Origin of the sequence: Bacteroides sp. BFG-606 (assembly GCF_024788145.1) — a bacterium.
Classification (GTDB): domain Bacteria; phylum Bacteroidota; class Bacteroidia; order Bacteroidales; family Bacteroidaceae; genus Bacteroides; species Bacteroides vicugnae.
Map to the genome: position 1 here is coordinate 5,616,184 of NZ_JANUIL010000001.1, position 21,777 is coordinate 5,637,960.

Annotated in this window: 10 protein-coding genes, 2 pseudogenes and 1 riboswitch; of the genes and pseudogenes, 6 read left to right on the forward strand and 6 right to left on the reverse strand. The window is 43.7% G+C overall.

Annotated features, from left to right (window positions below; translation table 11 throughout):
• The first annotated feature begins 98 nt into the window (after positions 1-98).
• Both NXV01_RS21720 and NXV01_RS21725 read left to right on the forward strand, forming a co-directional pair.
• On the forward strand, positions 99-788 hold the full coding sequence (locus NXV01_RS21720; protein ID WP_148364856.1) for a response regulator transcription factor: 690 nt from the start codon (positions 99-101) through the stop codon (positions 786-788).
• 27 nt (positions 789-815) lie between these two features.
• Positions 816-2,597, forward strand: a complete 1,782-nt coding sequence (locus NXV01_RS21725; protein ID WP_195649448.1) for a cell wall metabolism sensor histidine kinase WalK — start codon at positions 816-818, stop codon at positions 2,595-2,597.
• Between the two features lie 121 nt (positions 2,598-2,718).
• On the opposite strand, the gene NXV01_RS21730 is transcribed toward NXV01_RS21725, so the two are convergent.
• The 5 genes and pseudogenes from NXV01_RS21730 to NXV01_RS21750 all read right to left on the reverse strand — a co-directional run bounded on the left by NXV01_RS21730 (position 2,719) and on the right by NXV01_RS21750 (position 13,402).
• Complete coding sequence (locus NXV01_RS21730) at positions 2,719-4,944, reverse strand: glycoside hydrolase family 3 C-terminal domain-containing protein (RefSeq protein WP_409012957.1); 2,226 nt, start codon at positions 4,942-4,944, stop codon at positions 2,719-2,721.
• Positions 4,945-4,966: 22 nt separating this feature from the next.
• Positions 4,967-6,224: pseudogene (locus NXV01_RS21735) on the reverse strand (glycoside hydrolase family 5 protein).
• A 15-nt stretch (positions 6,225-6,239) separates the two neighbouring features.
• The gene (gene bglX, locus NXV01_RS21740; RefSeq protein WP_195649486.1) at positions 6,240-8,489 is read right to left on the reverse strand and encodes a beta-glucosidase BglX; all 2,250 of its coding nucleotides are present in this window, start codon (positions 8,487-8,489) and stop codon (positions 6,240-6,242) included.
• Positions 8,490-8,582: 93 nt separating this feature from the next.
• A complete protein-coding gene (locus tag NXV01_RS21745; RefSeq protein WP_217721116.1) occupies positions 8,583-10,208 on the reverse strand; it encodes a RagB/SusD family nutrient uptake outer membrane protein in 1,626 nt (541 codons plus the stop codon).
• A 20-nt stretch (positions 10,209-10,228) separates the two neighbouring features.
• On the reverse strand, positions 10,229-13,402 hold the full coding sequence (locus NXV01_RS21750; protein ID WP_195649444.1) for a TonB-dependent receptor: 3,174 nt from the start codon (positions 13,400-13,402) through the stop codon (positions 10,229-10,231).
• A gap of 300 nt (positions 13,403-13,702) precedes the next feature.
• Between NXV01_RS21750 and NXV01_RS26090 the strand changes: the two are divergent.
• A pseudogene (locus NXV01_RS26090) lies at positions 13,703-15,407 on the forward strand (DUF6377 domain-containing protein).
• 351 nt (positions 15,408-15,758) lie between these two features.
• Here NXV01_RS26090 and NXV01_RS21760 read toward each other — a convergent pair.
• Positions 15,759-16,046, reverse strand: coding sequence for a hypothetical protein (locus NXV01_RS21760; protein ID WP_148364854.1), 288 nt, complete (start codon positions 16,044-16,046; stop codon positions 15,759-15,761).
• A gap of 51 nt (positions 16,047-16,097) precedes the next feature.
• On the opposite strand from NXV01_RS21760, the gene NXV01_RS21765 reads away from it, so the two are divergent.
• The 3 genes from NXV01_RS21765 to NXV01_RS21775 all read left to right on the forward strand — a co-directional run bounded on the left by NXV01_RS21765 (position 16,098) and on the right by NXV01_RS21775 (position 21,770).
• On the forward strand, positions 16,098-17,042 hold the full coding sequence (locus NXV01_RS21765; RefSeq protein ID WP_148364853.1) for a DUF5106 domain-containing protein: 945 nt from the start codon (positions 16,098-16,100) through the stop codon (positions 17,040-17,042).
• A 305-nt stretch (positions 17,043-17,347) separates the two neighbouring features.
• Positions 17,348-17,548, forward strand: a riboswitch (cobalamin riboswitch).
• Between the two features lie 182 nt (positions 17,549-17,730).
• Entirely contained in the window at positions 17,731-19,773 is a 2,043-nt protein-coding gene (locus NXV01_RS21770; RefSeq protein ID WP_195649441.1) for a TonB-dependent siderophore receptor, read from the forward strand.
• Between the two features lie 17 nt (positions 19,774-19,790).
• On the forward strand, positions 19,791-21,770 hold the full coding sequence (locus tag NXV01_RS21775; protein ID WP_259023221.1) for a YncE family protein: 1,980 nt from the start codon (positions 19,791-19,793) through the stop codon (positions 21,768-21,770).
• Positions 21,771-21,777 lie beyond the last annotated feature (7 nt).

Sequence of the window (21,777 nt, forward strand, 5' to 3'; positions counted from 1 at the left end):
TAACGTCTGTTTCATCTGCCCGTAACAAAGTCTCCCCATCTTTGCAAAGGATAAAATAAAAACGTAACTTTGTCATATCACATTAATACATATATCTTATGAACGATTACCGTATTCTAGTTGTCGACGATGAAGAAGACCTCTGTGAGATACTGAAATTCAATCTTGAAAACGAAGGCTATGAGGTTGACACTGCAAACTCTGCCGAAGAAGCAATGAAGATGGACATCAGCAGCTATCATTTAATTCTCCTCGATGTGATGATGGGAGAAATCTCCGGATTCAAAATGGCGAATATCTTGAAGAAAGACAAGAAAACAGCGAAAGTGCCTATCATCTTTATCACGGCAAAAGATACTGAAAACGATACCGTGACCGGATTCAATCTGGGAGCGGACGATTATATTTCGAAACCTTTCTCTCTGCGTGAGGTCATTGCCCGTGTGAAGGCTGTACTAAGACGCACGGCAACAACGGAAACGGAAAGAGCTCCCGAACGTCTTACTTATCAATCGCTCGTCATTGACATCACCAAGAAGAAAGTAAGTATCGACGATGAAGAAGTGCCATTGACCAAAAAAGAATTTGAGATATTGCTTCTGCTGGTACAGAATAAGGGACGTGTATTTTCGCGTGAAGACATCCTGGCCCGCATCTGGAGTGACGAAGTGTACGTGCTCGACCGTACCATCGACGTAAACATCACCCGTCTGCGTAAAAAGATTGGTGTATACGGCAAATGCATTGTCACCCGTCTCGGATACGGATACTGTTTTGAAGCTGAATAAATAATTATGCCGAATTAAATAGTTATTATGAACCTGCCTGTAACTCAAAAGCATTTTCTTTCTTTCAGCCGGAAGCTTTTCCTTTCGGTTATCTCACTGTTTCTGGTATTTGCCATTTGTTTCATTGCTTACCAGTATCAACGAGAACGGGAATACAAAATAGAACTGCTGAATACAAAATTGCAAGATTACAACAGCAGACTCTACGAACAGTTGGACGAACAAGCCATTGACAGTGAAATAATCAATGGATATGTCAACAACCATATTCTGGAGGATTTACGCGTAACCCTTATCGATATGGAAGGAAATGTGGTTTACGACAGTTATCCGAGCCATAACAGCCAGATAGAGAACCATCAGAACCGTCCGGAAGTACAAAAGGCAATAAAGCATGGCAACGGGTATGACGTACGCCGTACTTCCGAAACAACCGGACTTCCCTATTTCTATTCAGCCACCCGCTATAAAGATTATATCGTGCGCTCGGCTTTGCCTTATAATGTCAGCCTCATCAACAACCTGCAAGCAGACCCGCACTATTTATGGTTTACCGTAATCGTAACCTTATTATTAATGGTTATCTTCTACAAATTCACCAATAAACTGGGGACTTCCATCAACCAGCTCCGTGAATTTGCCATGCGCGCCGACCGGAACGAGCCTATCGAAATGGCTATGCAATCGGCTTTCCCGCACAATGAACTGGGAGAAATCTCCCAACATATCATTCAAATCTACAAACGACTGCACGAAACCAAAGAGGCTCTCTACATTGAGCGCGAAAAACTGATTACCCATCTTCAGATTTCACACGAAGGACTGGGTATATTCACAAAAGACAAGAAAGAAATTCTAGTCAACAACCTCTTTACCCAATACAGTAACCTGATCTCGGATTCAAACCTGGAAACAACAGAAGAAGTCTTTGCCATCAATGAACTGAAAGAAATTATTCATTTTATCAACAAGAACCAGCAAGAACGTTCAAGAGGAAAAGGTGAGAAACGAATGTCAGTCACCATCAACAAGAACGGACGGACATTTATCGTAGAATGTATCATCTTCCAGGATGCCAGCTTTGAAATCTCCATCAATGACGTCACCCAGGAAGAAGAGCAAGTAAGACTCAAACGCCAACTGACCCAAAATATCGCCCACGAGTTGAAAACTCCCGTCAGCAGTATTCAGGGGTATTTGGAAACCATTGTCAGCAATGAAAATATTCCACGTGAGAAGATCAACGTATTCCTCGAACGTTGTTATGCACAAAGCAACCGGTTAAGCCGACTATTACGCGACATCTCCGTACTCACCCGCATGGATGAAGCCGCCAACATGATCGATATGGAACGGGTGGACATCAGTGTACTGGTAGGAAACATTATCAATGAAGTGTCACTGGAACTGGACGAAAAGCATATAACAGTAATCAACTCCCTGAAAAAGAGCATACAAATCAAAGGTAATTACTCACTGCTCTATTCCATCTTCCGCAACCTGATGGACAATGCCATTGCATACGCCGGAACCAATATTCAAATAAATATCAACTGTTTCCGCGAAGATGAGAAATTCTACTATTTCAGCTTTGCCGACACAGGTATAGGAGTATCTCCCGAACATCTGAACCGCCTCTTCGAACGCTTCTACCGGGTAGACAAAGGCCGCTCACGCAAACTGGGCGGAACAGGGTTGGGACTGGCTATCGTGAAGAACGCCGTCATCATCCACGGCGGCAACATCTCCGCCAAAAACAATCAGGGTGGCGGATTGGAATTTGTATTTACGTTGGCTAAGGAAAAATAAGGTTCTTAGTCAAATTCCGTGTTACTTAATTTAGGCTAAAGCCCCTTACACATCGGTCTTTCAATGAGATTTGCCAACACGAAACTTGACGAAGAACCATAAAGAAACAAGAATTACAACTCTATTTTAGCTCAAAAGGAACTCTGGACTTGACATCTGTAGCGGAAGATGCTATGACTGCCTCGAACTTACCCGCCTCTGACACCCACTGATGACGGGTGTCATCAAAGAATTTCAAAGCATCTTCATTGACAGTAAAAGTAATCTCCTTTGTCTCACCCGGAGCCAGCCTCACTTTACTGAATCCTTTCAGCTCCTTTACAGGACGAGGCAAAGATGATTTCAAGTCACTGATATACAATTGTACTACTTCGCTCCCCTCACGACTACCTGTATTTGTTACCGGTACAGTAATAGTAAGCGTTTCATCCGCTCCCATTACCTTCTTATCAGCTACAGCCTTTCCATATTTAAAAGTAGTATAACTCAAACCATGTCCGAAAGGAAACAAAGGTTTTGTTTTCTGTTTATCCGCCCAACGATAGCCTACGAAAATTCCTTCATTATATTTCTCATCCACAATATTACTGCCATCCGCTCTAAGAACACCCGGATAATCGCCTAATTTATGAGCACCTACATCCTCCAGAGCAGCAGGGAAAGTAAACGGCAATTTCCCCGACGGGTTCACATCACCTGCCAAAATTGCCGCTATCGCACTGCCGGCTTCCGAACCTAAATACCATGCCTGAAGCACAGCCGGAACATCCTTGATCCAGGGCATAGATACTGCATTACCCGAGATATTGACGACAACCAGATTTTTGTTAGCCTGTGCCAAAGCTTTTATCACCTCGTCTTGTCCATAAGGCAGACCAAGTTCCTTGCGGTCTGCATCTTCGCAATCCTGATGCGCACTCTTGTTCAACCCACCGACAAAGATCACATAATCAGCCTCTTTGGCAACTTCCACAGCTTCAGCAATAAGTTCTTCCGGCGAACGGTCGTCTTTCAAGTCCTGACCAGACTTCACACCGTTATACTCACCTGTAGGATCACCCACATATCCACGGGCATAAACAACTTCCGCCCTATTTCCGAATCTAGTTCTGATCCCATCCAACGGAGAAAGCTCATGTTTCACTTTCAGTGAAGAACTACCACCGCCCACTGTCATCATCTTCACAGCATTCTCACCAATCACAGCAATCTTTTTCACCTTATCCAAATCAATAGGCAATACATTGTTATTGTTCTGCAGCAACACAATACCCTCCTCACCGATATGACGGGCGGCAGCAAAATGAGCTTCCGAGCACAAAGCACCCCAAGGACGTTCCCTATCCATTGTTGTACGATAAGCCAGACGAAGAATGCGCCTCACTTTATCATCTAACTCTTTTGTTCCTACTTTGCCTTCCTTTATCAATGTAAGATACGGATGTGCCAGATAGTAGTTATCATAAGCATTGCTTGCCCCATTGGAAAGTCCGTTTGTCCAACTACCGAACTCCATATCCAAGCCATTATGAATAGCTTCTTCCGTGTCGTGGGTACCTCCCCAGTCGGAAACAACCACTCCGTCAAATCCCCATTCACCTTTCAGGATATCATTCAGCAAATATTGGTTATGACAACCGTGCTGACCTTTATACAAGTTGTAAGATCCCATGATGGCCCAAGCCTTCCCCTGCCGGACAGCAGCCTTGAAAGCAGGCAGATAAATTTCATACAAAGCACGGTCATCCACAATAACATTGGTGGTATGGCGGTTCACTTCCTGATTATTCAGCGCATAGTGTTTTACGCAAGCGGCAACGCCATTCTGTTGTACACCCTGTATATAAGGAACTACCATTTGTCCGGCCAGATAAGGGTCTTCACCCATATATTCGAAATTACGCCCGTTCAGCGGAGTACGGTAAATATTCACTCCGGGACCTAACAACACGGACTTATTACGATAACGCGCCTCTTCACCGATACTCTTTCCATAAAGCATAGACATTTCGGGGTTCCATGTTGCCGCCAGACAAGTCAGTGCAGGAAAAGCCACACAAGAATCATTAGACCATCCGGCCTGTTCCCACTCATCCCAAAGCACTTCGGGACGAATACCATGAGGACCGTCTGTCATCCAGAATTCGGGAATTCCCAAACGTGCCACACCCGGTGAGCAAAACTTGGACTGGGCATGTGTCATCGCCACTTTCTCTTCCAAAGTCATACGGTTGAGCGCATCTTCTATTCTTTCCTCTACAGGTTTTGTATTATCCAAATAAACGGGAATCGTTTGTGCCTGAACCGCACTACCCAACAATAGGGCCAACATGCCCGAAATAATCATACTTTTCATGGTCATCCATTTTTTATTTATTAACCCACAAGCCCAGCGAACGGATATAACCCGTTTGCGGCATACAATTTTCACATTTACTATTCTCTATAAACGCCGACATCGCTTTCTTTGCCACCTCCTGATCAGGGCGTGCATCCCGTATCTCTTTGTAAGTAGCGCGAGGTGCTTCCGAGAAAGCAACTACTTGCTCCCAACCTTCCGGCACCTTGATACCCATAAACGAAGAGCCATCTATCTTTTTATACGGCCAGAAAGTGTACCCGATGTTGTTTTCTTCCATCACCTTACAAAAAGCCGCCTGCCATTCATCAGTATTGTGACCGATTTCACCCATATACATCGGCAGGTTCACACTGTCACGGAAATTGATAAGAGTCCGGATAGCTTCCTTTGTAGGATCACCTCCGTAACGATGGCAAGTGTACATCAGTTTATCGTCATAAGCAGCATCCTTGAACGGCTTGAAGTTACCATTCCACTGTGCTCCTCCGATCAGGACAATATGATTGTTATCCACCTCACGAATAGCTTTCAACGCACGCTTGTGCAGAGGTTCCAGCTTTGCGTTCAGTTCTTCCATATTTTCAAAATAGGGAGCGATAGGCTCGTTGATTAACTCATATCCCAATATTACAGGCTCATTCTTATAATAATCGGCAATCTCCTTCCAAATATCACAGAACAACTGTTGACTTACCTCGCTTTCAAACAGCCAGGGATAACCGTAACTGTCATCAATATTATCACCTGTCTGTCCGCCCGGAGCATCGTGCATATCCAGAATCAGGTAAAGATTATTATCACGACACCAGTTCACGACACTGTCTACACGGGCAAATCCGTCCTGAACCCCTGTCAACCCCATATAGTCCTCATTAGTGAAGAGTTTATAATGGAAAGGAAGACGAATGGTATTTGCCCCCCGTAGAAGCGATAAATTCCACATCCTTGCGGGTGATATAGTTGTCTTTAAACTGTTTCCAAAATTCTGCCACAAAGTCCGGACCTACCATCTGACAAAACATCTCATTGATGAAACGTCCGGAATTAGTTTTATTGAAGCCGAACATATATCCTTCGGGATTCAACCAGTTACCCAGATTCGTACCTTTAATAAATAGTTTGCTGCCATCCGGCTGAATCAAGTCCTGTCCGGACACACGCACGAATGCTTCAGGAGCAGGCGCAATTTCCTGTTGCTGCGCCTGTTTTTGCTGACATGAAGCAAATCCCCCCACAAACAATAATACATAAATTATATATTTCATACCTATTCCTAACGATTAATTTATTACTTCAAAATCAGCGGAAAGTCCTTCCTCACTGTTTGTACCCAGCCACAACTTAAATTCTCCGGGCTCCACCACCTTCTTCATATCAATGTTCCAGAAAGCCAATTCACTGACGGGCAATGAGAAAGTTACAGTCTTGGTCTCTCCCGGCTGTAAAGTGACACGCTGGAAACCTTTTAACTCCTTCACCGGACGGGCTACAGAAGCCACCTTATCCTGCACATAGAGCTGGACAACTTCTGTTCCGGCATACTTTCCGGTATTCGTCACATTCACTCTCGCCGTCAATGTAGCATTTGCCGCCAACTTATCAGCCGATAATTCCAACACATCATAGGCAAAAGTAGTATACGACAATCCGTAACCAAAGGGGAACAAAGGACCAAAACCTGCATCCATATAAAAAGAAGTGCAACCCAACGAGGTCTGCCCGGCTTCCAATGGAATATCATCAATCAATGTTTCCTTGCCGCTGGGAGCACGTCCCGTGTGATGATGCGCATAATAAACAGGGACCTGTCCCACCATCTTCGGAAAAGTAACCGGAGTCTTCCCACTCGGAACAACCTTGCCGAACAGTAAATCTGCAATAGCCGGACCACCCATCGTTCCCGGATGAAAGGAATAAAGCACGGCAGCCGATTCATCCACTTCTTTACCAATAGTGAGCGGACGACCTGCCATAACCACCGTCACCAGCGGTTTACCGGCTTTTGCCAACGCTTCAATCAATTCCGATTGCGCTCCACGCAAGTTCAAATCAGCCAAGGAGTGAGCTTCGCCCGACAGAATAGATTCTTCACCGACAAAAGCCAGTACCACATCCGCCCGCCGGGCTGCTGCCACCGCCTTTGCTATACCCGAAGTCTGTTTGTCGCGGCTATAGGCCAATCCCGGTTCATAAATAATCTGAACCTTGTCTCCATACATTTCCCGCAATGCCTTCAGCGGAGTCTGTGTATGTTCCTTTTCACCATCAAACACCCACGTACCCATCTGGTCATGAGGGGCATCCGCCATCGGACCGACTACAGCAACCGTACGCACCATCTCTCCCAAAGGAAGAACCTCGTTATCATTCTTCAATAAGATGACCGACTGCTCTACTGCTTCTTTCGCTTTCGCCAAATGACTTTCCGCATATTTTACTGTTTGATCTGATACCACATAAGGATTATCGAACAACCCTAAGCGGAACTTTAAACGTAAGATATTACGAACTGCATTATCAATAGTAGCTACCGAAACCTTTTTTTCTTTTACCAAAGTCTCCAGATTTTCCATAAAGGAACCGCTTACCATCTCCATATCTATACCTGCATTGACCGACTTTTCAGCCGCTTCCTTCGCATCTTTGCAGAAACCGTGCGCAATCATCTCGGTAGCCGACGCCCAATCCGTCACAACTACGCCGTCATAATTCCATTCTCCACGCAGCACCTCTTTTAATATAAAGGAATTACCGGTAGAAGGCACTCCGTCATTATCATTAAAAGAAGTCATGAACGTGGCACACCCTGCCTTGGCAGCCGCCTCGAAAGGAGGGAAATAGACATTGCGCAATTCACGTTCCGGTATGAATGTCGAATTATAATCCTTGCCACCTTCAGCGGCACCATAACCCACAAAATGCTTGGCACATGCCGCTATGGCTGTCGGATCGTCCAAAGAATCCCCCTGAAACCCCTTAACCATCGCCGCTCCCATCACAGCAGACAGATAAGGATCTTCGCCACAACTTTCCGCCATACGTCCCCATCGCGGATCACGGGAAATATCAATCATCGGAGCAAAAGTCCAGCGAATACCATCGGCAGATGCCTCAACAGCGGCTATGCGGGCTCCATCCTCTGCAATTCGGGGATTAAAGGTTGCCGCTTGTCCCAATGGAATAGGAAATATAGTTTTGTATCCATGAATCACATCACGCGACATCAGGACAGGAATCCCCAACCGGGATTCCTTCACAGCTATTTCCTGCACTTTATTCACCAATTCAGGGTCAGTCAGATTCAACAGAGAACCCACTTTCCCTTCTTTTATCACTCCGGCTATCTGATCAATGCTTCCATTCGGACTCAGCTGATTCATCTGCCCTATTTTTTCCTGCAAAGTCATCTTACCCAGCAGTTCCTCGACCTTATTATCTATGTCCCTATCCTTCTCACTACCTGCTTGCGGTGTGCAGGCAAAGAAAGAAAGCATAAGCAAACAGGCAGAAGACAGTTTGAAATGTTTCATCATATGTTATTCTTCTAATTTGATTATGCCTTGCTCATATCGCGTCAAAGGCGTGGCACAAGCAAGGCATTCTAAGGAAATATACTTATTAAATTAGTATGGATTCTGCGTAATCGAGCCTTGTGCAGCTTCTATTTCACTCTGAGGAATAGGAATGTATTTCTTGTTTTCTGTCCAGTCAACACGTTCCGGGATAGCCTGTCCACCCCAAGTATTTTCACCTTCCCACTGATTCTTGTCAAAATTATAGGTACGCTTAGTCCGTAGAACCACACCGGCTCCAGCTTTGAGTACGGTAGCAGCCTTTCCGGAGCGGACAAGGTCGAAATAACGTTTTCCCTCACCCACAAATTCAAGTCGACGTTCATTAATGATATTATCCACGGTAACAGGGATAGAAGCTACACCGGCACGCTCACGGACAAGATCGAAATAATCTTGCGCAAGACCGTCACCCGTAGCCAAAGCCAGTTCAGCCGCATTGAGCAATGTCTCGGCATAACGGTAAAGATGAAGATTTTCATCATGGTTCAAACCGGCATCACCTACACTACCTTCCGTATCACCCGGACGGGGCAGATATTTGCGCAGGAAGTAACCGGTGTTCTGATAACGACCACCATAAGTGACGGTATCCCCTTCAGCGAATTTCGCCCTTGCATATTTATCCAGATTAAGAATGGCAACATCGCGACGACGGTCATTGTCTTCAAAGGCATCATACACTTCTTTAGAAACAGAGCCGAACCCCCAGCCGCTTGTAAATTCAGGAGTATGCCCCTCTGCACATTTGATAGTCAAGCCATCAATACCAATCATTTCAGGATATACAGTACCACCTGTAAAATTGGCATCCCCCCAAGTACGTTTACCTCCTTTAGCTATATAATTTACATCGAATATGATTTCCTCGTTCCATTCCTTATCAAGCGCATAAAGATCATTATAATTTTTAACCAAGTCATACTTATGCGAATTGATGATTGCTTTCATATATCCCAAAGCCTTTCCGTAACGGGACTGGTCTTTCTGGTACATCACATAATCAGCGTAAATCATGGAAGCAGCAGCTTGCGTCATACGTCCGGCCCATTCGTCGGGTTGTTTCATCGGAAGTACTTCACTGTCCAGCACGCTTTCCAAATCGACAACCACCTTTTCATAAACCTGATCTACAGTTAATTGATCTGCCAGATAAGGAAGGCTGGTCAAGTTCTCTTCATAAAAAGGAATATTGCCCCATGTTTTCCAGAGAACAAGATAATACCAGGCACGCATCGCACGGCCTTCGGCTATAAAAAGAGCCTTTTTATCATCGGATAGATCTGAATCCTTCGCATTATCAATCAACCGGATAGACCGATTGATACCTGAATAACTTGTTGTCCACGCTCCATCGATATTATTACGGGGATCGGACTTGTACTGGGAAATCAGGTGAATCTGTGACTGGTCGGATGTGTTGCCGCCACCGACATACATATCATCAGCCATAGCGTCCCATACCAAGCTCAAGGGTGCCCATCCACCAAAGTAGTCATACCATTGCATCGGATCGTAAGCAGCCACTGCTGACTCCATCATTCGGGATTCTGTAGTATAATATCCGTCAATGGGCAAGCTGCTTGAAGGCTCAACTGACAGGAAGTCGTCGCCGCAAGATGCTGTACCCAGCATCAAAGCCAGAGCGGCGAAGCTATATAATGTAAACTTTTTCATATCTGTATGCTTTATATTCATTAAAAATTAAGATTAACACCTACGGTAAAGGTACGCGCCTGAGGATAGTAACCACGGTCGATACCATTGGAACGTTCGTCACCATTGAGTTCCGGATCAAGACCTTTATAAGAAGTCATTGTCAGCAGGTTCTCGGCAGCCACATAGAAACGAAGCTTCTGAATAAAGATCTTCTGAGTCAGGTAGGACGGCAATGTATAACCCAACTGAATGTTCTTGATACGTGCGTAAGAACCATTATGGACATAAAGATCAGAAACACGCCAGTTATCATTGTTGTTTGCCCAAGAAAAACGAGGCATTGTATTGGAAGTTCCTTCACCATGCCAACGATTCATAAACTCTGCGGGAAGATTCACATAGCGGCAGTCCAGACGACGGGTTACGTCCATGATTTCCTGCCCCATAGCACCTGACAGCAACATGCTGAAGTCGATATTTTTCCAGGAAGCATTGAGGTTCAAACCGAATGTCCAATCAGGAGTTCCCTTACCAATCATTGTCTTATCCTTATCATTGATCTCTCCGTTCTTGTCAAAGTCTACAAAGATTACGTCACCCGGCACTGCGTTGGGCTGCAGCTTCTGCCCTTTATCATTCACATAAGCATCAATCTGCTCCTTGTTCTGGAAGATACCGTTTGTTTTATAACCATAGAAATAAGGATATGGCATTCCGTTTTCCGCACGGGATACGTTACCAATCTGGTGAACATTGTCATACATCTCAAAGCCATCGGCATTCCCCAGATTAATCAATTCATTTTTCAGATAGCTGGCATTAGCGGATATTCCGAAGTTCCAGTCACCTTTATTGAACTTATACCCCAGCTCCAATTCAACTCCCTCATTCTTCATCGAACCAACGTTGCCCCAAGGCTTGGACTCACCCAAGTAAGAAGGAATACTCATTTCCTTCAGCATGCCATTCGTCTTCTTGTAGAAATAATCCACCGTGAAAGTCAAAGCATTGTTGAAGAAGCCGAAATCCAGACCGGCATCATATTGTTCCGATTCTTCCCATTTCAAGTCCTTATTGGGAGTACCGGACGGCTTACTACCCATGACGATGCTCTGGTATCCCGGAGTGCCGAACACATAGTTGTTGCCGATAGCTACATTGGCCATATAACGGAAAGCTCCGATATTTTCGTTACCGTTCTTACCCCAAGAGAGGCGCAGTTTTGTATTAGTCAACCAAGATGGACGTTGATCCATCCACTTTTCATTTGTTATGTTCCATCCTAAAGATACGGAAGGGAAGGTAGCCCATTTGTTATTAGGACCGAAGTTAGACGAACCGTCACGACGCACAGTAACCTGTAACATATAGCGTTCATCATAGTTATAGCTCAAACGACCGAAGTAGGAAGCCAACGTTGTCGGGTCAAATGCCCCACCGGTGGCATTACGTTTACCTGCAGACTGCAAACCGGTTGTGAAATCCAAGTTTGCCTTGTCCCCAATATATTCAATCATATCCATTGCATCGCCCTTTAATCCGCGTCCTGTATACTTCTTGGCCGACTGCCCCAACACAACCGCAAAAGAATGAACACCAAACGTTTTGTCATACGTCAACACATTCTCAATCTGCCACGTATAGCCACGATTCATTTCAGACCACACTTTCGATTTGTCATTCGTAGCATTTTTATTCAGATAGTGAGGATGATTCCATCCGTCTTTTCCCCAGAATGCGAGGTCGGACCCCCAAGAGAATTTATATTTCAAATGATCCCAAACACTTAGTTCGGCAGCCAAAGTAGCGATAATCTTATCAGAATTATTCTTTTCATAGGGTAAGGAAAGTCTTGCAAGCGGATTAGCAAGTTCATTGAAATCACTGCTCGGCATGGAAAGCAACTGTCCGCTACGTTTGTCGTAGATAGGGTCACCATAAGTATTCCGGTCATAATTCTGAAGTTCGCTTTCATCTTTAGCGTAAACGGACATGGTAGGATCCATGAACAAAGCGTCGCCGAGCGGAGATCCGGTCAGACTGCCGGCAGTGACACCCACACTATTCACACGAGAATAAGCTATGTTCATAGAGAATGTCATCTTTTTCAGCCAATTACGTTGTTCCGATTCGTCAAACAGCGTATACATTGTGTTGCTACGCAGTGACAGACGTTGGTAGTTGGAAGCATCGTAATTTCCCCCAATGATACCGTCCTGATCATAATATCCTAATGAAAAATAGTAATTTACCTTCTCGGAAGCACCGCTGATACTTAACTGGTGATTCTGGACCGGAGCATTATCATAGAACAAGGCGTCCTGCCAATTGGTACCCGAACCTAAAGAAGCAACCTGTTCGTAACGGGGAGCCTCGCCTGCATAATCGGCAGCCTCATTCATCAATGTAGCATATTGGGTAGCATTCAGCATATCCCGCTTCTTCCATGCACTTTGCCATCCATAAGAGAAGTCATAACTCACTTTAGTTTTGCCGATACTACCTTTCTTTGTAGTAACGAGAACAACACCATTTGCCGCACGAGCCCCATAAACGGCTCCGGAAGCTGCATCTTTCAATACTTCGATACTGGCAATATCAGCAGGATTGATATTATCAATACCACCGTCTACCGGCATACCATCAATAATGTAAAGCGGGTCGGAGTTGTTGATAGTACCAATACCACGCACACGTACTCTTGAGCTCGCTCCCGGCTGACCATTGAGGGTAGTAACTTGAACACCGGCTGCCAGACCTTTCAACGCATTGTCCACACGTGTGGGAGATGTTCTGCTCAAATCTTCGGAAGAGACCTTGGCAATAGAGGCCGTTACCACACTCTTCTTCTGAGTACCATAACCAATCACTACTATTTCATCCAAAGTTTTCGTATCTTCCCGTAAAATAATGTTGAGCGGAGCGATAGTAGCTTTCACAATTTGCGGAAGATAACCTACGTAGGTTATTTCAATCTCTACCCCCTCTTCTACATTGGAGAGAGAAAAAGCACCATCAAGATTAGTAATAGTACCGTTATTAGTACCTTTTACCAATACACTCGCACCGATAATGGGCTCACCGGTTACATCTTTTACTACTCCTTTCACAGTCTGCTGCTGGGCAAACATACCGATAGAAAAGAAAAACAGCAAGCATCCGACAGATAACATATATCTGAACGCTTGCGTCTTTTTTAAATCATTTCTCATAACACAAAATATTAAAGTTAACACTCAAATTTCTTATGACTTTTGTCAACGCAAAGATAAAACAAGTGCATATAGCCTGTATGAGCAGGTAAAGCGCAAAAGTAAACCACCGTTTTTGATAAAAATCTAATTATTAACATATTACTATAAAAAGAAGAGAGCAAAAAGTAAACTTTAATAAATAAAACGGGAAGAGGTATTCATCATCAAACGATTATATAACCTAACTTTTTCCTAAAGAACATCCGCCATATTTAAAAGGATTGACTTATATTTGTACGTCTAACCAAATATAGTACAATGAAACATCTGCTTACCTTATTACTTTTATTTACTTCTACCTTTTTGTCTGCTGACTCCCATAGTATGGAAATTGAGTCTCTTCTATCAAAATTAGATTCTTTAATCGCGCGAAAGGATGATTTCGTCGCTGCTAAAGAGGCCAAAATAAACCAACTCCATAACCAGGGACGGAATATCCGTACATCAGAAGAACGCTATTGGCTGAACAAGATGTATTACGATGAATATTCCGTTTACAATTCCGATTCCGCCATGATTTATGTAGACCAGAATCTGGACATCGCCGACAAGCTAAATAAAAAAGAATGGAAAGCGGAATGGAAAATCAAGAAGTCTTTTCTTCTGGCTGCTACCGGTTTGTTGAAGGAGGCATTAGATGAATTACGCAATGTTTCGAGCCAATTACTCACCCCTGAACTGAAAGTGGAATATTACGGACAGTTGATGTATCTGTACTCCCATTTCAGACAGTATTCAGGAGATAACAATACAAATATCCGTGAAGGATATTATGAGAAAGAAAAAGCGTATAAAGACTCTATCTATGCCTACATCACTCCTCAAGACCCTTTCTATTTATGGTACAAAGGGTGGAAATTTCTGGGAACCACTGAAACGGAATCCATAAAGAAAGAACTCTTGAATGAAGTAGAGAGGTCATCCCCTGGAAACTCGACGTGATGCAATGAATGCCTATATCCTAGCCTGCCTTTATCAGGATAGCAATCAACAAAACGAGTATTTGAAATATATGATTTATTCGGCAATGGCGGATGTGAAAACAGCAAACAAGGACATTGCTTCGCTGGAAGAGCTGTCAAAAACATTGTATGAACTGAATGATATAGACCGTGCCTATACCTATATTAATTACTGCCTCCAAAACGCCCAACTTTATCGCAACCGGGTACGTGTTATCGGCATTTCGGAAACACAAGACGCCATTCATCGGGCCTATCAGGAAAGAAATATCCGACAGGAAGCCCGTTTGCATACATTCTTGTTTCTGGTCAGTATTCTTTCAATCATTTTATTGATTGCCATTCTCTATATCTATATGCAAATGAAGCGACTGGCATATTCACGCTCCCAACTGAATGAAAGCAATCAGTTGCTGAACAAACATGTGGACGAACTGTCGGAAACCCATCAACTGTTGGAAAAAGCAAACGGCCAGTTACAGTCGTTAAATGAACAGTTGAAAGAAACAAACGCCCAACTTCGCGAATCCAATTATGTAAAGGAAGAATATATAGGTTACGTATTTTCCATCTGTTCCAACTATATCAGCAAGTTGGACGAATTCCGTAAAAGTATTAACAGGAAAATGAAAGCCAAACAATTTGATGACATAAAAGAATTGACAGACTCTCCGATTATGGCACAGAATGAGTTGAAAGAGCTTTACCATAACTTCGACGCCATCTTTCTACATGTCTATCCCAATTTTGTCGAAGACTTCAACGCCCTGCTGCATCCCGACGAGCAGATTTTACTAAAAGATGGAGAATTACTGAATACCGAACTACGCATATATGCGCTGGTACGTCTGGGAATTAACGATAGCGTGAAGATAGCCGAATTCTTACATTGCTCTCCGCAGACGGTCTACAACAACCGACTGAAGACACGCAACAAAGCCATTGTACCGAAAGATGAGTTCGCCAATACAGTGAAAAGTCTGGGCAAAATGCAAGAATGACCACTGTGCATACTTCCTTAAAAAAGGAATATTAAAACACACGAGAATGCAATAGATTGGATCACCGTGCGGAAGATTAACTAAATGCGTAGCATTTTCCTTCAGCGGAATCCTATATTTTACATTTTAGAACGTTTTTCTTTCAACACAAAAGTAATTTACCACTATATGACTCTTTTGGAAAGACAAATCGTCGGTATACGGTCTTTTTGCCATTTTCCTTTTATCACCCGGCGAAGACCAACCAGCTCAAAAAAAGTCCCTTTTTATGCCTTCGCAGCTTCCTCACCGAGAAACCAAAGGTTTGTCGGTGAGAAACAGAAGGTTCATCGGTGAGAAACCAAAGCTATATCAGTAAGAAATGGAGGCTTTACTTACCCCCAAAAGTGCATATTCCTCGCTAAAACATACAAAATAAGCCGGAGTTTCTGCATATTCTTGCATTTGTTTATGCAATTTGTCTTCTGGTTTAATCATGTTGAAGTATTCTTTTTCGATGGAAATCTTAAAAACAGAACATGATCCTCTTTCCAGCTCATCCTTTCCCGAACTTCGCAAATTCACCATTTGAAACTCCGGTAACTGAAAAAAAGATGATTTTTTTGATAAAAATAAAAAGAAAGTTATCTTTGTCTTCAATACATGTATACTTCAATGCACATACATAAGTTAAACGAAAAATAGCAAGTCATGAAAACGAATATAAATATCCTATTTACTTTGTGTATTCTCCTTCTTTGTGCCTGCAAAAGTGGAAACGCTTCCAATCAATGTGAAAACGAAGCTCCCCGGGATACTATTACAACCTTCACCCTGCCCGCCATCCCGCAAATGATGACAGCTCCGGAGCAACGTGCAGAATTCCTCGTGAAGCACTATTGGGATCATGTCAACTTCGCCGACACCAATTACATCCACCACCCCGAAATAACCGAACAAGCCTGGGCGGACTATTGTGACATACTGAATCACGTCCCGTTGAAAACCGCACAAGAAGCCATGCGGAAAACAATCGAGCAAACGAACGCAGACAAAAAGGTATTCACCTACATCACCGATCTGGCCGATAAATATCTCTACGACCCCAACTCCCCCATGCGTAACGAAGAATTCTACATCCCCGTATTAGATGCTATGTTAACTTCCCCCCTGCTAGAGGAAATAGAAAAAGTACGTCCCAAAGCCCGCCGGGAATTAGCCCAGAAAAACCGCATCGGCACCAAAGCCCTGAACTTCAACTACACGCTGGCTTCCGGCGCGCAAGGTTCCCTCTACCAACAACAAACGGATTACATCCTGCTATTCATCAACAACCCAGGTTGCCATGCCTGCACAGAAACGATAGATGCCCTGAAAAACGCCCCTATCATCAACCAACTTCTGGAACAAAAGAAACTAACAGTCCTCTCCGTCTATCCTGACGAAGAACTGGACGAATGGCGCAAACATCTGAACGAATTCCCCAAAGAATGGATCAACGGATACGACAAGAAATTCGCCATCAAAGAACAACAACTATACGACTTGAAAGCAATCCCCACCCTCTACCTTTTAAATAAGGAAAAAACTGTGCTCTTAAAAGACGCCCCCGCACAAGCCATCGAAGAATACCTACTAATGAAAAGCGAACAGTAAACATACACTATACGAACTAACATAGGACACTTGATTAACATAGAAAAAATAGTGACGGTATATGGCAAGGATACCGTTAGCATCTTGAGCATATACCGTCACTATTTATATCGGATAGCGTCACCATTTTTCCAAAGTCCCACCAACGCTTACCCCTCCCCCACACCCTCCTCACGAACACACCGCATGGTTTCCCGGCCTCGTTTTTCAGCGTCAAGCGCAGGTATTTTCTTTTTGGTTCTTTCTCTTTCGTATCAAGACGAAAGAAAAAGAACACTCCCCCTTGCAAAAGCAAAATAAACTCCCTATCTTTGTCACGCATTGGTTCGCGACTCCCATGCGGGGGAAGCGATTAAAAGGGAATCAGGTGCAAATCCTGAACAGTCCCGCTGCTGTAAGTTCCATGTATGTTACAAGCAATTCACTCATTGCCACTGGAGACTAATCCGGGAAGGCGTTTGTAGCAGGAACAAGTCAGAAGACCTACCATGCAAATATGTTTCACTGCTTTCGAGGAAAAAGCGTTGAGTCTAATGAACGGGACAAGTCGTCCATCATTTCATTCATCACTCTGATTCAGAGAAAGTGTGTTAAAACGAATAAACTCTGCCAAGTTTATTTATGCGTGTCCGGTCGAAGGGATTTCGCCCGGACACTTTTAAATAGCAATAGACTGAAAAAGGAATAAATGAAAGAGAGAACATTTAAGAAAATGATCTTTGCAGTATTCTGCTGCCAATTCTTATCCATATCACTTTTTGCACAACAGCAAAAGGTAGATACGACACATACATATTCTATTCCTGAAATAACAGTATCAGATATCTACCAGACTCGCGAAGTACGTTCAACCGCTCCCCTGCAAGTATTCTCCAAAGACGCCCTGAAAAACCTGCACGCCCTGCAAGTCTCCGACGCAGTGAAACACTTTGCGGGAGTGACCGTGAAAGACTACGGAGGTATCGGCGGACTGAAAACAGTATCCATACGAAGCCTGGGAGCACAACATACTGCTGTCAGCTATGACGGAATTACCCTGACCGATTGCCAAACGGGACAAATTGATATAGGTCGCTTCTCGCTCGATAATGTTGACAGACTTTCTCTAAACAACGGACAAAGCGATAATATCTTCCAACCTGCCCGCTTCTTTGCAGCAGCAGGCATACTGAATATACAAACACTTACCCCACTATTCACGAAGGACAAAAAGACCAACATAGCAGGAGCTTTCAAAACAGGTTCCTGGGGATTAGTCAATCCCTCCCTCCTGCTGGAACAACAATTCAATAAAACATGGAGCATGTCAGTCAGTGGCGAATGGATGTCCTCTGACGGACATTATCCATATACACTGCGCTATGGAAGTGCAGAAGGAGATCTGTCCTCACGTGAGAAACGGAAAAATACAGACGTACAGACATTCCGTGCTGAAGCCGGACTTTACGGCAACTTCTCCGATAAAGAACAATGGCGGTTGAAAGCCTACTACTTCCAGTCCTCCCGGGGACTACCCAAAGCTACCACTTTCTACAACGACCATTCTACCCAACACCTGTGGGATAAAAACACTTTCATACAAAGTCAATACAAGAAAGAATTCAGCCAACAATGGGTATTCCAAACCTCTGCCAAGTGGAATTGGAGCTATCAACGGTACCTGGACCCCGATACAAAGAACTCATTAAAGAAAACAGAAAACAGCTACTACCAGCAAGAATATTACCTTTCCGCTTCTGTACTATACAGACTGTTGAGCAACCTCTCATTCTCTCTTTCCACCGACGGAAGCATCAACACCATGAACGCCGATCTAAACAACTTTGTACATCCCACGCGCTATTCATGGCTAACGGCATTCGCCGGCAAATACGTGAATGACTGGTTAACAATCTCCGCATCCGCATTGGCAACCGTTATCAATGAAGATGTAAAGAAAGGCGGCAGTGCCGGCAATCACCGTAAACTAACCCCTTATGTAAGTGCCGCATTCAAACCTTTTCATCATGAAGAATTCCGTGTACGCTTCTTCTATAAAGATATTTTCCGCCTGGCAAGTTTCAACGACTTATATTACGAAGAAGTAGGAAACACACAACTAAAGCCGGAAAAAGCCAAACAATACAACATCGGACTGACATACAGCAAGAATGTATGCCCATTCCTACCCTATTTGTCAGCAACCGTCGATGCTTATTATAATAAGGTAACAGATAAAATCATCGCTTACCCTACCAAGAACCTTGCAGTATGGAGCATGAAAAACCTGGGACAAGTTGACATCAAAGGCATTGATGCTACAGGAAGTCTCTCCCTCCAACCCTGGGAAAAAATCCGCATCAACCTCTCGGGTAACTATACATACCAACGAGCATTAGACGTTACCCCACCCGATCCAAACACGTATGAATCGACATACAAACACCAGATAGCCTACACTCCCCGCGTCTCCGCTTCGGGGCAGGCAGGCATTGAAACACCATGGATCAATCTGTCTTACTCATTCCTATTTTCAGGAAAGCGCTACGCGTTGGGACAAAACATTGCCGAAAACAGATTAGATAGTTATAGCGACCACAGTATTTCTGCAAGCCGCGATTTCCAGATAAGAAAAGTCACCACCTCTTTCAGCGTGGAAGTACTGAACCTGATGGACAAGAATTACGAAATTGTGAAATACTTCCCAATGCCCGGACGATCTGTAAGAGCGACAATAAAAATAAGATATTAAATATTATAAAATAGGATATGGTCGTGAAAAGGAAATTAATGTATATATTCTGGTGTTGGCTGTCATTGATCTTGTTATTCATGGCATGTGATGACATGGAAGACAAACCTTTCACATCAGGCATTATAGGTGATCCGACAGAAACGGGTACCGCTGAATTATATGTATTATGTGAAGGACTGTTCAACCAGAATAACAGCTCATTGGCACGTTTCTCTTTCGGCAATCAACAAATGATTCGTGATTACTTCAAAGCAGTCAACCACCGGGGATTAGGAGATACAGCCAACGATATGGCTATTTATGGAAGCAAGGTATATGTCGTAGTCAACATCTCCAGTACAGTAGAAGTGATAGATTTTCGTACAGGAACCTCATTGAAACAAATTCAGATGCAGGCAGAAAATGGGAGTTCCCGCCAACCACGCTATATCGCTTTTCATAAAGATAAAGCATACGTATGTTCCTATGACGGAACCGTTGCACGTATAGATACAACCTCCCTTTCCATAGATGCCATCACATCAGTGGGACGTAACCCTGACGGCATTTGTGTACAAAACGAAAAGCTATATATTTCCAATTCCGGCGGATTGGATTATTCATCAGGGCTGGGTGTAGATAATACAGTATCCGTTGTCGATATTGCCACATTCAAAGAAAGTAACAAAATTATAGTAGGCCCGAATCCCGGTAAAATAGTAGCAGGTCCGGATGAAACCGTCTATGTAGCCACCCGTGGCGAAGATATAGAAGCCGGAGATTATAATTTCGTCAAGATAGACTGCCGGACAAACAAAGTCACTCAATCTAACGAGAAAGTGCAAAACTTCGCCATCGACGGAGATATAGCCTATCTATACAATTACAACTATACCACACAAACTTCTTCTATCAAGATGTTCAATCTGAAAACAGAAGAAACAATCCGTGAGAATTTCATAACCGATGGAACTGTGATAAAGACACCTTACGGTATCAATATCAACCCGTACAGCAACAACGTATATATCACCGAAGCACACGATTACACCACTTACGGCGACTTACTTTGTTTCAACCAACAAGGACAACTCATGTTCCGCCTGAACAACATCGGACTTAACCCGAATACCATCGCATTCAGTGACAAAGCCTCACAAAGCAATATTGACGATAATGACGACGACACGGAAAACCCTCTGGCTTTCGCCAACAAAGTATGGGAATACCGTCCTGCTCCCGGACAATTTATCAATACTACCACATCAGCATACAAGGATGGATTTACCTACGATGAAATATTGGAAGAAGCAACCCGCAGAATCCGGCAAAAATCGCTTATTACATTAGGAGGATTCGGTGGCTACATTGTTTTAGGATTCCCACAGCCCATTCCGAATGTAACGGGAGAATATGACTTCAAGGTAAGAGGCAATGCTTACTACAATTCCAAAACCGGAACAGGAGAACTGGGAGGAAGTGCCGAACCGGGAATTGTATTCGTATCCAAAGATGCAAACGGTAATGGAAAACCTGATGACGAATGGTATGAACTGAAAGGCAGCGAATACGGGAAAGACACAGAAACCCGCGGATATGAAATAACCTATTTTCGCCCGAACCCAGCCAACCAAAAGGTGCTCTGGAAGGACAATCAAGGCAATGAAGGATATATTCTCCGCAATAGTTTCCACAATCAGGAATCCTATTATCCACTTTGGATAGAAGATAATGAAATCACATTCCGGGGAACACGCCTAAAAGACAATGCCGTTCCGGAAAATGGATTATGGGTAGGATATTGTTATCCATGGGGATATGCAGACAACCATCCCAACACCAAGGAAGAAAGTAATTTCAAGATAGATTGGGCTGTGGATGGTAACGGCACACCAGCCGACTTGGATCAAATCGACTTCGTAAAGATTACGACTGCAGTCAACCAGGATGCAGGACAAATGGGTGAAATATCCACCGAAGTCACAACCGTTGAAAACTTACATTTCAAAAAATAATCAACAA

What these genes read in the sequence shown, in the direction of transcription:
- NXV01_RS21745 (WP_217721116.1), bottom strand. Translation starts at nt 10,208, where the DNA reads ATGAAAAAGTTTACATTATATAGCTTCGCCGCTCTGGCTTTGATGCTG.
- NXV01_RS21725 (WP_195649448.1), top strand. Translation starts at nt 816, where the DNA reads ATGAACCTGCCTGTAACTCAAAAGCATTTTCTTTCTTTCAGCCGGAAG.
- NXV01_RS21750 (WP_195649444.1), bottom strand. Translation starts at nt 13,402, where the DNA reads ATGAGAAATGATTTAAAAAAGACGCAAGCGTTCAGATATATGTTATCT.
- bglX (WP_195649486.1), bottom strand. Translation starts at nt 8,489, where the DNA reads ATGAAACATTTCAAACTGTCTTCTGCCTGTTTGCTTATGCTTTCTTTC.
- NXV01_RS21720 (WP_148364856.1), top strand. Translation starts at nt 99, where the DNA reads ATGAACGATTACCGTATTCTAGTTGTCGACGATGAAGAAGACCTCTGT.
- NXV01_RS21770 (WP_195649441.1), top strand. Translation starts at nt 17,731, where the DNA reads ATGAAAGAGAGAACATTTAAGAAAATGATCTTTGCAGTATTCTGCTGC.
- NXV01_RS21765 (WP_148364853.1), top strand. Translation starts at nt 16,098, where the DNA reads ATGAAAACGAATATAAATATCCTATTTACTTTGTGTATTCTCCTTCTT.
- NXV01_RS21730 (WP_409012957.1), bottom strand. Translation starts at nt 4,944, where the DNA reads ATGATTATTTCGGGCATGTTGGCCCTATTGTTGGGTAGTGCGGTTCAG.
- NXV01_RS21775 (WP_259023221.1), top strand. Translation starts at nt 19,791, where the DNA reads ATGGTCGTGAAAAGGAAATTAATGTATATATTCTGGTGTTGGCTGTCA.